At 64.0% G+C, this 14,133-nt stretch carries 8 protein-coding genes; 7 read left to right on the top strand and 1 reads right to left on the bottom strand.

All coding sequences use genetic code 11. The features are described from left to right. From AC1DWI_RS02785 to AC1DWI_RS02760, 6 genes are all read left to right on the top strand, one after another. Positions 1-935 (top strand): PDZ domain-containing protein (locus AC1DWI_RS02785; RefSeq protein ID WP_477724340.1); only part of this gene is annotated, 935 nt, incomplete at its 5' end. A gap of 173 nt (positions 936-1,108) precedes the next feature. Then, the gene (locus AC1DWI_RS02780) at positions 1,109-7,063 is read left to right on the top strand and encodes an alpha-2-macroglobulin family protein (protein ID WP_477724341.1); all 5,955 of its coding nucleotides are present in this window, start codon (positions 1,109-1,111) and stop codon (positions 7,061-7,063) included. Continuing rightward, positions 7,060-8,265: a serine hydrolase domain-containing protein gene (locus tag AC1DWI_RS02775; RefSeq protein WP_477671275.1), complete on the top strand. Its 1,206-nt coding sequence runs from the start codon at positions 7,060-7,062 to the stop codon at positions 8,263-8,265. The genes AC1DWI_RS02780 and AC1DWI_RS02775 overlap by 4 nt, the downstream gene beginning before the upstream one ends. After that, positions 8,205-8,975 (top strand): hypothetical protein, encoded by a 771-nt coding sequence (locus AC1DWI_RS02770; protein ID WP_477671274.1) that lies wholly within the window; start codon positions 8,205-8,207, stop codon positions 8,973-8,975. The genes AC1DWI_RS02775 and AC1DWI_RS02770 overlap by 61 nt, the downstream gene beginning before the upstream one ends. Next, positions 8,972-11,236 carry a penicillin-binding protein 1C gene (gene pbpC, locus AC1DWI_RS02765; RefSeq protein ID WP_477671273.1) on the top strand — a complete coding sequence of 755 codons (2,265 nt, stop codon included), beginning with the start codon at positions 8,972-8,974 and terminating at the stop codon, positions 11,234-11,236. The genes AC1DWI_RS02770 and pbpC overlap by 4 nt, the downstream gene beginning before the upstream one ends. Before the next feature lie 59 nt (positions 11,237-11,295). Then, positions 11,296-12,657: a TPM domain-containing protein gene (locus tag AC1DWI_RS02760; RefSeq protein WP_477671272.1), complete on the top strand. Its 1,362-nt coding sequence runs from the start codon at positions 11,296-11,298 to the stop codon at positions 12,655-12,657. Between the two features lie 78 nt (positions 12,658-12,735). On the opposite strand, the gene AC1DWI_RS02755 is transcribed toward AC1DWI_RS02760, so the two are convergent. Further along, a complete protein-coding gene (locus tag AC1DWI_RS02755; protein WP_477724339.1) occupies positions 12,736-13,536 on the bottom strand; it encodes an SPFH domain-containing protein in 801 nt (266 codons plus the stop codon). Between the two features lie 204 nt (positions 13,537-13,740). Here AC1DWI_RS02755 and AC1DWI_RS02750 point away from each other — a divergent pair. Next, a partial coding sequence (locus tag AC1DWI_RS02750; protein ID WP_477724338.1) for an alpha-hydroxy acid oxidase occupies positions 13,741-14,133 on the top strand: 393 nt, incomplete at its 3' end.

Raw genomic sequence — 14,133 nt, 5'->3', positions numbered from 1 at the left:
AGGTGACGCTCGGCAAGATCAGCGAGCTCAAGGTCGGCGAATGGGTGCTGGCCATCGGCTCGCCCTTCGGCTTTGAAAACACCGTGACCGCCGGCGTGGTCAGCGCCAAGGGCCGTTCGCTGCCTGACGACAGCGCCGTACCTTTCATCCAGACCGACGTGGCCGTCAACCCGGGCAACTCGGGTGGCCCGCTGTTCAACGCACGCGGCGAAGTCGTGGGCATCAATTCGCAGATCTACACCCGCAGCGGCGGCTACCAGGGCGTGTCTTTCGCCATCCCGGTCGACGTGGCCGTTCGGATCAAGAACCAGATCGTGGCGACCGGCAAGGTCGAGCATGCGCGCCTGGGGGTAGCGGTGCAGGAGGTCAACCAGTCCTTTGCCGACTCCTTCAAGCTGGACAAGCCCGAAGGCGCGCTGGTTTCGAGTGTGGAAAAAGGCGGCCCGGCGGACAAGGCCGGCCTGCAGTCGGGTGACGTGATCCGCGGCGTGAACGGCCAGCCCATCGTGTCCTCGGGCGACTTGCCCGCGCTGATCGGCCTGGCAGCGCCCGGCGACAGCATCCGGCTGGACATCTGGCGGCAGGGCGCCGCCAAGGTGGTCACTGCCAGGCTGGCCAATGCCGACGAGAAGACGGCCCAGGCCGCAGCCAAAAAGGACACGCCCAACCAGGGCAAGCTGGGCCTGGCGCTGCGCCCGCTGCAGCCCGATGAAAAGCAGGAAGCCGGCGTGGACAACGGCCTGGTGGTCCAACAGGCCAGCGGCCCGGCGGCAATGGCCGGGGTGCAGGTTGGCGACGTATTGCTGTCCATCAACGGCGTTCCGGTGAAAAACATCGACCAGGTGCGCGCCACCGTGGCCAAAGCAGAGAAATCCGTGGCGCTTCTGATACAGCGGGGCGACAGCAAAATTTTTGTGCCGGTGAACTTCAGCTGAGCATCCTGACGCAGGGGCTCTCCGCTTTTTGCTGGAGGCCCTCTGAAAATCACACCAGCGGGCTCCAGGCCCGCTTTTTTTTGAGCGGTTTTCGCCCATTTCACGGGACATTTTGTTACATCCAAATCGGCTACGCTTGGCCTCCCGAAGGAGAGGAAAACGTGAGCCCAATAATGAAAAAAGCCGCTTTGGCACTGATCGCGGCTGTCTCGCTGCATGCCCATGCCCTGCAAATCACCAGCCTTTCGCCGCAAGGCGAAGTCGCCCGTGTCAGGCAAATCGTCGCCAAATTTGACGAAGGCGCCGTCAATTTCGGCGATCCCAAGGCGCCTGCCCCGCTGTCACTAAGCTGTAGTGATGCACAGGCCACCAAGGGCTCCGGCCGCTGGATCAATGAACGCGAATGGGCGTTCGAATTTGAAAACGACCTGCCACCTGGCGTGAGTTGTTCGGTGCAGGTGGTCAGCACCTTCAAGTCGCCCAAAAGCCAGCCCGTGGGCGGCAACACTTCCTATAAATTCAATACTGGCGGCCCCTTCATCCAGAACCTCCGTCCCGGCACCTATGAGCGCATCGACGAAGAACAGTACTTCGTGCTGCAGTTCAACGGCGCCGCCACACTGGCCAGCATTCGCGAAAACGTCTGGTGCAACGTGGAAGGCCTGGGTGAACGTGTTCCTGTCAAGCTCATCGACGGTAACGAGCGCAACGAACTGCTCAAGTCGCTGGGCCTGGAAAAGGCTGCAGCCCAGGATCCGCTGCGCTACGCCACCCTGACCTGCAACCGGCGCCTGACATCGGCTGCCAAAGTGCAGCTGGTGTACGGCAAAGGCGTCAGCACACCCAGCGGCATACCCAATTCGGTGGAAAAACGCTACAACTTCCAGGTACGCGAGCCGTTTGCGGCCAGCTTCACCTGCGAACGCGAAAACGCCCAGTCGGCCTGCCTGCCGATGCGGCCCATGACCCTGAACTTCAACACCCCCGTGCCGCGCAAGCTGGCCGAGGCCATACGCCTGAAGGGCGACAAGGACACGTTCAAGCCCGCCTTCGAGGAAGGCAACAGTGACGGCGACAGCCTGGTCAGCAACGTGACCTTCAAGCCGCTGTTTCCTGAACAGGGGCAATTCATGCTGGAGCTGCCCAGAGGTTTCAAGGATGCTTCGGGCCGCACGCTGCGCAATGCCGACAGCTTCCCGCTCAAGGTGGCTACAGGCTCCATGCCGCCATTGGCCAAGTTCGCCGCCTCTCCCTTCGGCATCGTCGAACGCTTTGCCGAACCCAACACCAAACCGGGCGACCCGGCCCTGCTGCCCGTCACGCTGCGCAATGTCGAAGCCCTGCTGCCCGTGAAAGGGCTCACACCCGGCGCGGCACCGGCCGGAAAGGTCAGCGACCTCCAGCCCCGCACCGACGCCGACATCATTGCCTGGTTCCGCAAGGTACAGCGCTACGACGACTACCAGGTTTCACGCAAGGCAGCGGCTGCTGATATCAAGGGGCCGCTACCCAAACCACTCGAATCACGCGACCGGGACTACGTGCAGTCGCGCATGGTCTCGCTGCTGGCCGGCCAGGCCGGCGTGAAGACACTGGACCTGCCCAAGCCCGCCGCAGGCACCGACCCACGTCCGTTTGAGGTGGTCGGCATCCCGCTGGCACCCGGTTTTCACGTGGTCGAGATCGCTTCGCAAAAATTGGGCAGCTCGCTGCTCGACGAACGCTACGGCAATAGCCGGACCATGTATGTGCGCACTTCCGCCCTGGTGACCAACCTGGGCGTGCACTTCAAGCTGGGCCGCGAGAACTCGCTGGCCTGGGTCACCACGCTCGACAAGGGCGCCCCGGTGGCTGGCGCCACGGTGCGCGTCTCGGGCTGCAACGGCACCGAGATCGCCAAGGCTGTCACCAACGCACAGGGCATCGCCAATTTCAGCGGCCTGTCTTCCGAGCCGCCTCGTTGCCCAGGCAGCGACTCCGCCAATGCCTATTTCGTGAGCGCGCGCAGCACAGTGGCCGGCATTGAAGACCTCGCCTTCACCTGGAGCGACTGGCACAAGGGCATTGAACCCTGGCGCTTCAATGTGCCGACCAGCCGCGACCCGCTGCCCAACGAACGGGCACACACTGTCTTTGACCGCACGCTGTTCCGCGCCGGCGAAACGGTGTCGATGAAACACCTGCTGCGCACCGAAACCAGCAAGGGTTTTGGCCTGCCCGAGGGCGCACCCGCCACGCTGGTCATCACGCATGTCGGCAGCGGCCAGCAATACACCCAGCCGATCACCTGGCGCAAGACCGCCACGGGCGGGCAAAGCGCCGAAAACACCTTTGCCATTCCGCCTGCTGCCAAGCTGGGTGTGTATGAAGTGCAGCTCAAGGGCGAACGCGGCAGCCGCGAGCGCAGTTTTTCCAGCGGGCAGTTCCGTGTGGAAGAGTTCCGTTTGCCGGTGCTTGAAGGCCGCATCAATCCTTCCGATAAAAAGCCACTCGTCAATGTGAAGTCCGTGCCAACCGACGTGCAGATCAATTACGTGGCGGGCGGCGGCGCCGTGGCCCTGCCCGTACGGGTGTCGGCGCTGGTGCGCGGCAAGTCCCTGAGCTACAGCGATTTCGACGAATTCAACTTCTCGCCACCGAGCACCGGCCGCGGTAGCGCCGGCAACCAGGGCGAAGAGGAAAGCACCTCTTCGCAGGACCAGCGCGTGATTGCCGACAAACTCCCGCTGACGCTGGACCGCAATGGCGCAGGCAAGCTCACCATCAACGACATTCCCGAGCGCAGGCAGCCGCAGGAGCTGCTGATGGAAGCCACCTATGCCGACCCGAACGGCGAAGTGCAGACCATTCGCAGCACTTCCACCGTCTGGCCGGCGGCTGTGGTGGCGGGCATCAAGACTGAAGGCTGGGTGTCTTCCAGCCAGAAGATCAAGTTCCAGGCGCTGGCGCTTGACCTGACCGGCAAGATCGCCCCTGGCGTGTCGCTCGAGGTGAAGGCCGTGGCGCGCATCACCACCACCAGCCGCAAGCGCATGGTGGGCGGCTTCTACACCTACGACAACAAAACTGAGGTCAAAGACCTCGGCAGCGTCTGCAGCGGCAAGAGCGATTCGCGCGGATTGCTGCTGTGCGAGACCAAGCTCGGTGAACCCGGTGAGGTCGAACTCATCGTGACGGCCAAGGACAAGGACGGCAACACCATCCAGGCCGCCAGCAATGTGTATGTCACCCGCCAGGGCGAGCTCTGGTTTGGCGGTGAAGACCACGACCGCATGGACGTGCTGCCCGAGAAGAAAAGCTACCAGCCCGGCGAAACCGCCAAGTTCCAGGTGCGCATGCCCTTCCGGTTTGCCACGGCACTGGTCGCCGTTGAGCGTGAGGGCATTGTTGAAACCCAGGTGGTACAGCTCAACGGCCAGGACCCGACGGTGAACCTGCAGATCAAGGAAGGCTGGGGGCCGAATGTGTACGTGAGCGTGCTGGCCCTGCGCGGCCGGCTGCGCGAAGTGCCCTGGTACAGCTTCTTCACCTGGGGCTACAAGGCACCACGTGAATGGTGGACATCCTTCTGGTACGAAGGCCGTGAATACGTCGCGCCCACTGCGCTGGTCGACTTGAGCAAACCGGCCTTCCGCCTGGGCGTGGCTGAAATACGTGTGGGCACCAAGGCGCACCAGCTCGACGTCAGCGTGAAAACCGACAAGGAAAGCTATGCCGTGCGCAGCCAGGCCAAGGTAACCATTACCGCCAAGCTGCCCAATGGGCAGCCGGCCGCCAATGCCGAAGTGGCGCTGGCCGCGGTAGACCAGGCCCTGCTGGAGCTGATGCCCAACAGCAGCTGGAACCTGCTGGATGCGATGTTGCAGCGCCGCGCCTGGGGCGTGGAAACCTCGACCGCGCAAATGGAAATCATCGGGCGCAGGCATTTCGGCCGCAAGGCTGTAGCAGCCGGCGGTGGCGGCGGGCGCAGCAACACACGCGAACTGCTTGATACCCTGCTGTTGTGGAACCCGAAGGTGCAACTGGACGCCAACGGCCAGGCCGTGGTGATGGTGCCGCTCAATGACGCGCTGACCACCTTCAAGATTGTGGCAGTGGCTGACGCAGGCACCGGCCTCTTCGGCACGGGCCAGACCAGCATCAAGGCCACACAGGACCTGCAAATCATCAGCGGCCTGCCGCCACTGGTGCGGGAAGACGACCAGTTCCGCGCGCAACTGACGCTGCGCAACACCACCAAGGTGGCCATGAAGGTGGAAGTGAGCCCGCGCGCCACGATGCTGGACCTGAAACCGCAAATGGTAGACATCCCCGCGGGCGAAGCGCGTGAGGTGGCCTGGATAGTCACCGCGCCGGCGCAGCTCGCGTTCACACGCGCCGAAGCCATCCTGTGGGAGATCGAGGCCAAAGACACGATTTCCGGCGCACGCGACGGCCTCAAGGCGCGTCAGCGCATCATCCCGGCCGTACCACTGACCGTGCAGCAAGCCACACTGGTGCAGGTCGACGGCAGCTTCACGCTGGACGTGAACCCGCCGGCTGACGCCCTGCCCGGCCGCGGCGGCCTGAAGATGTCGCTGCAGCCGAAACTGGCCGAAGGCATGGACGGCGTGCGCGACTATTTCGCGATGTACCCGTTCATCTGCCTGGAGCAAAAAACCAGCAAGTCGGTGGGACTGCGCGACAGCAAGCTCTGGCAGACCGTGCTGGCACAACTGCCCAGCTACCTGGACAGTGATGGCCTGGCCAATTACTTCCCGCCGCGCGACGGCGAAGCCAATCGCGGCAGCGATGCACTGACGGCCTACCTGCTGGCCGCCACGCACGAAGCCTCTGGCCTCAACCCGGCGTTTGCCCTGCCCGACGATGCGCGCGCCCCCATGGAGCGCGGCCTGATCGCGTTTGTGGAAGGCCGTATCCAGCGCGAGTTCTGGAGCCCACGCAAAGACCTCGACGTGCGCAAGCTGGCCGCGCTGGAAGCGCTCTCGCGCTACGGCAAGGCGCAGGGCCGCATGCTGGGCAGCATCACGATTGCGCCCAACCAGTGGCCCACACACGCGGTGATCGACTGGCTCAATATCCTGAAACGCGTGGCCGATGTGCCGCAGCGTGAGCAGCGCATCGCCGAAGCCAACCAGGTGCTGCGTTCGCGCCTGTCCTTCCAGGGCACCAAGCTGATCTTCAGCACCGAGAAGGACGACTACTGGTGGTGGCTGATGACCAACGGTGATGTGAACACCGCGCGCCTGATGCTGGCCGTGATGGACGACCCCGCCTGGAAAGACGACATGGGCCGCCTGGCCAACGGCTTTATCGCGCGCCAGCAAAAGGGTGCGTGGCACACCACCACGGCCAACCTGTGGGGTGGCCTGGCCCTCGACAAGTTCTCGGCCAGGTTTGAAGCCACGCCGGTAGCGGGCGTGACCAAGGCGACGCTGGCAGCGGCAGCCGCCAGCGTAGCGAGCGTGGACTGGGCCAAGGTTGACCGCGTCAAGGCAACCGACGCAGCCGGCGCACCCAACCAGACCACCTTCTTCGGCGCACCGGCTTCGCCCGGCAACCTGCGCAACAACAGCATGTTCCTGCCCTGGGGCAGCGCAGCGAAGGACACGTTGACCGTGACGCATCAAGGCCCCGGGAAACCGTGGCTCACGTTGCAATCCATCGCGGCCATCCAGCTGAAGGCGCCTTTCAACGCTGGCTACCAAATCAAGAAAACGATCACCCCGGTGGAGCAGGCCGTCAAAGGCGTCTACACGCGCGGCGACGTGATCCGCATCACGCTCGAAGTCAACGCCAGCGCCGACATGACCTGGGTTGTGATCAGCGACCCGGTGCCGGGCGGCGCAACGATCCTCGGCGGCGGTCTGGGCCGTGATTCCGAARTTGCCACCAGCGGCGAAAAGAAAACCGGTGCGGGCTGGCCGGCGTTTGAAGAGCGCAGCTTTGAGGCCTTCCGCAGTTATTACGAATACCTGCCCAAGGGTGTGGTGAAGATGGAATACACCGTGCGACTGAACAACGTCGGTGACTTCGCTCTGCCGCCTAGCCGGGTCGAGGCCATGTATGCGCCCGAGATGTTTGGCGAGTCGCCGAATGCACGGGTGAAGGTGGAAGCCGCAAAATGATCCAGCGGCGTTCCCTGGCCGTCGCACTGGCTGCGGGCATTGCCCTGCCGCGCGGGGCGGCCGCGGCCGCCGCCGACTGGCAGCAACGCTCCGGCTACCCGGCCGGCTGGGGCGGCAACCGCAGTTGGACCGACAAGGACTACCGCGTCGGAAATTATTCCGGCGGCTATGAAACCATGTTCCGGGCGCGACCCATCGCCGCGCCCGCGCAGGCTTCCACGCTGAAGGCGGCATCGGCCGAAAGCCTCCAGGCCTTCGCGCCGGTCGCGCAATCGGCGGCGGACTATCTCAAGGCCTGGCCGGTGACCGGCCTGCTCATCGCGCGCAAGGGTACGGTGCTGCTGGAGTCCTACCAGTTCGACCGCAAACCCGACATGCGCATGACGAGCTGGTCCATGGCCAAGAGCGTGACGTCCCTGCTGCTGGGCATCTGCCTGGACCGCGGCCTGATCCGTTCCATGGACGACACGCCGCAGATGTACGTTGACGAACTGAAGGGCACGCTGCACGGCGGTATTGCCCTGCGCCACCTGGCCAATATGTCCAGCGGCGCGGCCATCCTGCACGACCGCGACAACCCCACGATCTACCCGCAAGCCCTCCTCGGCAGCGGCAGCGACCTGGAGACCGTGGTGCGCGGCTGGAACGCCGTGCAGGAGCCACCCGGCACACGCTACAACTACAACGAATTGTGCCCGTTGACCATCGGCATGGTCATCCGCCAGGTCACCGGCAAACCGCTGGCGGCCTTTTGCGAAGAAGCCCTGTGGCAGCCGCTGGGCGCAGAGGGCGGCGCCAGCTGGCTGTGCGACAGCAAAGGCAAGGAGTTCAACTGCATAGGCTTTGGCGCGCGGCTGCGCGACTGGGCGCGCCTGGCGCAGCTGATCGCGCAGGACGGCGCCATGGAAGGCCGCCAGGTCGTCAGCAAAAAATGGATAGACGAATGCTCCTCATGGTCGGCCGCCGATGCGCAAGTCCGGCACGGCACGGCCATGCGCGGCTTCGGCTACAAGAATTTCTTCTGGCATCCCAAGGCCGACGGCAGCTGGATGATGATGAATGGCCACCACGGACAGCGCGTGCTGGTAGACCGGGTGACGCAAACTGTGCTGGTGCAGACCGCGGTGGAATCCGAGGGGCCGTGGCAGGCGCAGCTGTTCCAGCTCTTCAACGCGGCGACGAAGATTGGGTTGCCGGCATGAAAAAGACTGGAGGCGTCAAAGTGAAACTTGCCCTTTATGCATTCATGCTCCTGGGCGCCAACCTGGTCCTTGCACAGTTCAGCACGCCTGCCGAGGGTGAATACGTGATCAGTGACGGTGCATCGGGCACGCTGCGGGTTCAGCCGCGCGGAAAGTTCGCGATAGAGACCACGGGAGCCAACGCACACGTATGCGACCTGGACGGCGTGATCGTCGATGGCAAGTCGAAGATCGGGAAATCCGCATGCCAGGTGAGCTTCAAGACCGAGGGCCAGGATGTCAAGGTCTCAACCAACGGCGCCGACGCATGCCGCGATTTCTGCGGCATGCGGGCATGGTTTGAGGGGACGTACCGCAAGCCTGAGCCTCTTTGCGTGCGCAAGAGCATTAATGAGTCGAAGAAGAATTTCAAGAAGAGTTATGTGGCGAAAGACTACGCTGCCGCCTTGGCTGTGATCCAGCCTGTTGCAATGCAGTGCAAGTCATTCCTCCATTGGATTGAATCGGCCTGGGTATTGAACGACCTTGCTCTCACACAATTCAAGCTGGGTGACCGCGCGGCCTGCATCAAGACTTTGCAAGGCCTCGCGCCTGACGCCGCAAAGTCTGACGATGAAATCAAGGGGAGCTACCCTCCTAGCGATTCAGAGGCCTATCTGCCGGTGGTGCAAGCCACCCGGACCAACCTGAGACTTTGCACAAAGAAATGAATCGCGAGCCGAAACGCATTTTCACAAGCTTGACGCTGGCCCTTGCTCTGGCGGGCGGGGCGATATCGCCTGCCCATGCCGTCGCCACCTTCGACGAAGTCAAACGCGACTTCCGCCCCTCCGACACGCTCATCCTCGACCGCAGTGGTGAAGTCATCCAGCGCCTGCGCATCGACAGCGCCGTGCGGCGCGGCCAGTGGGTAGCGCTGCCCGATGTGTCGCCGGCCCTGCGCACGGCACTGATTCTGAGTGAGGACAAGCGCTTTTACGAGCACAGCGGTGTGGACTGGCGCGCTGTCTCTGCAGCGGCCTGGGGCAATCTGTGGAACACCAAAACCCGCGGCGCTTCCACCCTCAGCATGCAGCTGGCCGGACTGCTCGACGAGGACTGGCGCGCCGGTGCGGGTGGCCGCAGCATGGCGCAAAAGGTGGGGCAGACCGTGTCGGCCCAGGTGCTGGAGGCACGCTGGCGCAAGGACCAGATCCTGGAGGCATACCTGAATCTTGTGCCGTTTCGCGGCGAACTTGTCGGCATCGACGCGCTGAGCCGCACACTGTTTGGCAAGGCTGCGCATGGGCTGGATGAGCGCGAGGCCGCGATCGCCGCCGCGCTGGTGCGTGCGCCCAACGCCAAGGCCGCGCAGGTGTCACAGCGAGCTTGCGGCGTGCTGAAAACCATGCAAGCGCCGGCCAAGGCCGACTGCGAGGGTCTGGACCTGCTTGCCACTGCCGCGCTGCAGCGCAAGGCGTTTGACCCGAGTGAAGGCGTGGCGCCGCACCTGGCGCGCCGGCTGCTCGCGGCCCAGGCCGATACCCCCGGGCGTACGGGCGTGCCCCGCACGCTGGTTTCTACCGCACGCGCGCCGCTGCAACGTTTTGCCGTGCAGACCCTGACCCAGCAGCTGCGCGAGCTGCGCGGCCGCCACGTCGAAGACGGCGCCATTGTCGTGCTGGACAACGCCACCGGCGAGGTGCTGGCCTGGGTAGGTTCGTCGGGCGAACTGAGCGGCGCCGCCGAAGTCGACGGTGTGATGGCACTGCGCCAGCCGGGCTCCACGCTCAAGCCGTTTTTGTATGCAGAGGCCATTGCCGAGCGCCGCATCACCGCAGCGTCGCTGCTCGAAGATTCGTCCTCGCAGATCCAGACCGCGGGCGGGCTCTACATTCCGCAAAACTACGACCGCCAGTTCAAGGGCCTGGTATCGGCCCGCACCGCACTCGGTGCGTCGCTGAACGTGCCGGCCGTGCGTACGCTGGTGATGGTGACGCCCGATGCCTTTCACAAACAGCTCAAAGCCGTGGGCCTGCCGCTCAAGGAGTCGGGTGACTATTACGGCTACAGCCTGGCGCTGGGCAGCAGCGAGGTGTCTTTGCTGTCCCTCACCAATGCCTACCGCACGCTGGCCAACGGCGGTCGCTACAGCGCGACTTCGCTGGCGAGAAACCCCAAACCGGTCTTCAAGCCCGCGCTGGATGCACGCGCGGCCTTTATCGCCACCGACATCATGGCCGACCCGATGGCGCGCGCCCGCACCTTCGGCACCGACAGCATCCTGGCCACCCGCTTCTGGAGCGCCGTGAAAACCGGTACCAGCAAGGACATGCGCGACAACTGGGCCATGGGCTTCTCGCAGCGCTACACCGTGGGCGTGTGGGTGGGCAATGCCAGCGGCGCGCCCATGTGGGACGTGAGCGGCACCACGGGCGCCGCCCCCATCTGGGCGGCGGTGATGAATTACCTGCATAAAACCGAACCCAGCCGCGCGCCGTTGCCGCCCGCCGGCCTGGTGCAAAGCCAGACCCGGTTTGGCAACCAGGGCGGCACGCCGCTCGAAGCAGCCCGCAACGAATGGTTCCTGAAAGGCACGGAGCAAACCGTTTTTGCTATGAATTCAGGAGCTGGTAGCGCCCGATCTGAAAGGGCTACAGCACGAAATGGCTTGAGAAAACCGGTTGCCGAACCCGACGCCCCGCCCCGCATCACCGCCCCTGCCTCCGGCACCATCATTGCCCTGGACCCGGACATCCCGCCGAAACACCAGCGCGTCAGCTTCAGCGCCGAAGGCCGCGGCACGCGCTGGCTGATGGACGGCAAGGAGTTTGCGCGCGGGGCCCAAGCGCAGTGGATGCCCTGGCCGGGCCGGCATGTGGTGCAACTGGTCGATGCCGGCGGCAAGGTGGCCGACGAGATACGGCTCGAAGTGCGCGGTGCCGGTGTGCGCGAAGCCAGCGTGCGCGGCGGCGCGACTGCGGCACGTTGATCTTTCCAGCGCCGGCATCCGACAACGCTGTACCGGCCATGCTCTACCCCAAACCTTCCATGCTTCACCTTCAACGCGCCCCGTTATTTCCTTCAGCGGCTGAAACCCGGCGTTTTTTCTATAGAACGCTGGTTGTTCTGTGGGTGGCGCTGTGCATGCTGGCGGCGGGTGATGCCATGGCAGCACCGGCGCGTGCCGGACAGACAGACGTGCCGTCCGATGCCGCACAGGGAGCCACGCCGAGCGATACCGCGCAAATCGCCACGCCCGCCGGTGCCGTCCGGGTGCAGGTTCCGCCTTACAGCGCGCGCGTGCTCGACACCACCGGCACGCTGAACACAGCCCAGGTCGCGGCCCTGAACGAACAAATCCTGGCAATCGAAGCAGACACGCGCGCAGCAGTCGTCGTGTACATGCTGCCGACCACGGGCGAAGACTCCATCGAGGAATACGCCACGCGCGTGTTTGAGAAATGGAAACTCGGCGACACCCAGCGCGACGACGGCATCCTGATCCTGGTGGCACTGGAGGACAGGCGCATGCGCATCGAGGTGGGCCAGGGCCTGGAGGGCACCGTGCCCGACGTGCTGGCGGGCCGCATCATCGACCAGGACATGAAGCCGCGGTTTCGCAAGAACGACTACGCGGGCGGACTGGAAGCGGCCATCAGCCACATCGGCGCGCTGGTGCGGGGCGACATTGACCCCCCGGAAGCGAGCCGCGGTGGCATCACGCCCTTTGGCTGGGCTTTTATTGCCGCACTGCTGTGGGGTTTTGCCGTGGGCGTGGTTCGGGCGCGCCGCACCTGGAAGTGGCCGGTGACGGTCGGCGTCGTCGCGGCCGTCCCGGCGGTGGCGGTGGTTGTCCTGAAGAGTCCCGCCATCGGCGCCATCCTGCTCTCTTTCCCCGTGCCGCTGGCGTTTGCGCTGGGGTTCGGCTGCGGCCGTTCCCGCACGGTGCGCCTGGTGACGGGTGGTATCGCACTGGCGATCAGCGCCATGGTCGGCATTGCCTTCGTGGTGGGCGCCAACCGCTTCGGTTTGGGCCTGCTCTACGCCCTGGGAGGCGGTATAGGCTGTTTACTGCTCGGCCTGATCGCCATGGGTATGCGCGCGGCCTACAAACGCAGCCTGGTGGAGTTTGGCGTGCGCAGCGCCCTGGTGGCCTGCGTTGTGGGGTATGTGGCGTTTCAAAACCCGCCAGACCTGCTTCTAACTGACTGGGAATCCTGGATGCCGACAGGCATGGCATTCGGGCTGGCGATGCTGTTCGGCTTCTTCACGGGGGGTTCCGGCAGCAGCAGTGGGCGCGATGACCGGGATGGCAGCAGCTCGTCGGGCAGCAGTTCGAGCTCCAGCTCGAGCAGCCGGAGTTCGTCGGGTGGCTCCAGCAGCGGTGGTGGGTCGTCCGGCAGCTGGTAAGAGACGGCGGCGGCGGCGGCGGGGGTGTGGAAATAATTTCAGCCCCGCCAGCGCGGGATGCRCGCCGCCGGCCCAGGCTCATTTTGCGTTCACGATGCCCTTGAAGTCATAGGGCACCACAATGGTATGCACCTTGCCTGCGGCAACGCCTTCGGCGATCTTCAGGTTGGCCATGGCGTTCATGTAGCCAATCGCGCCCGCGTTGGCGTTCAAGGCAGMAATGCGCTCAGCCTCCTTTTTGGCGGTCTGCACCTCGACCTCTTTGGTTTTCAGCTCGTTCTGCGCCCGCACCAGTTCGTTGGCACTCTGAACAATCACATCGGCGGGGGTAATGGCACGTACCTGGATCTGGGAAACCGTGATCTTGTCCGCCAGCTTTTCCTCGGTCAGCGTCTTGATGACGTTTTCGCGGATTTTCTGCTCAATCGCCGGCCGGTTGTCGGCCATCTTGAGCGATTCATATTCGCGCGCCACCTTGTAAGCCGCATTGCGCGCGCTCATCGCCACATAGTTCTGCATCAGCAGGATATCGCCGCCTTTGTCCGACAGGCCATGGAAGGTCCGGTTTTTGGTGGTCCATAGCTCGGAAACGGCCGTCGGATTGACGTTATAGACCACCGTCATGTCAAAGTCCTTGACGGTTGAGTTGTCGGACGCCAGCGGGGTCATGTTGTCCACGGCCACCGCCACGTCCTGAATCTTGAAGGTCAGGATATCGCCGATCAGCGTCTGGTTAAAGGAGCCCGGCAGACGCTCGGTCGGGTCTGTGGTTTTGTCAAAGTTGATGCGCAAGCCCACTTCGCCGGTTTCAATGCGGGTACATCCGGCCAGCAGTGCGAGCGTCAGGACTGGAATCAGTGTGAAGAGAGTGCGTTGCATAAGTAATTCCCTTGTATTGGCGAACAGGCCCTGGTCGCCGCTTTTTGTTGAGGTAGCGCCCCCGGGGGCGCACCGGCGCAGATTATGCGGGACAGTGGCTTATCAATAATTTCAAAGCCTCGGGACCAGAATTCACGCAAGAACGCAAACACGGGCGCTACCATGGCGGCAGCTTCCCCAAAAAAACTGTCGTCTGGAGACCCCATGCCCGTGATCACCAACATCGAAGACCTGCGCGTCCTGGCCAAAAAGCGGGTGCCCCGCATGTTTTACGACTACGCCGACTCCGGCTCGTGGACGGAAAGCACCTACCGCGCCAACGAAAGCGACTTCCAGAAGATCAAGCTGCGCCAGCGCGTGGCCGTCAACATGGAAAACCGCAGCACAGCGACCACGATGATCGGCCAGCCGGTAGCCATGCCGGTTGCCATCGCGCCCACGGGCCTCACAGGCATGCAGCACGCTGATGGCGAAATCCTGGGCGCCCGCGCTGCCAAAAAATTCGGCATCCCCTTCACGCTCTCGACCATGAGCATCTGTTCCATCGAAGACGTGGCCACCGGCACAGACCGCCACCCCTTCTGGTTCCAGCTCTAC

Source organism: Polaromonas sp. P3_C2 (genome assembly GCF_056402675.1).
Note: the sequence above shows the minus strand (reverse complement) of the source record. Positions and strands in the feature narration are given on the sequence as shown.

Bases quoted from the DNA above. Each gene is read 5' to 3' on its own strand.
- AC1DWI_RS02775 (WP_477671275.1), top strand. From the start codon at position 7,060: ATGATCCAGCGGCGTTCCCTGGCCGTCGCACTGGCTGCGGGCATTGCC.
- pbpC (WP_477671273.1), top strand. From the start codon at position 8,972: ATGAATCGCGAGCCGAAACGCATTTTCACAAGCTTGACGCTGGCCCTT.
- AC1DWI_RS02760 (WP_477671272.1), top strand. From the start codon at position 11,296: ATGCTTCACCTTCAACGCGCCCCGTTATTTCCTTCAGCGGCTGAAACC.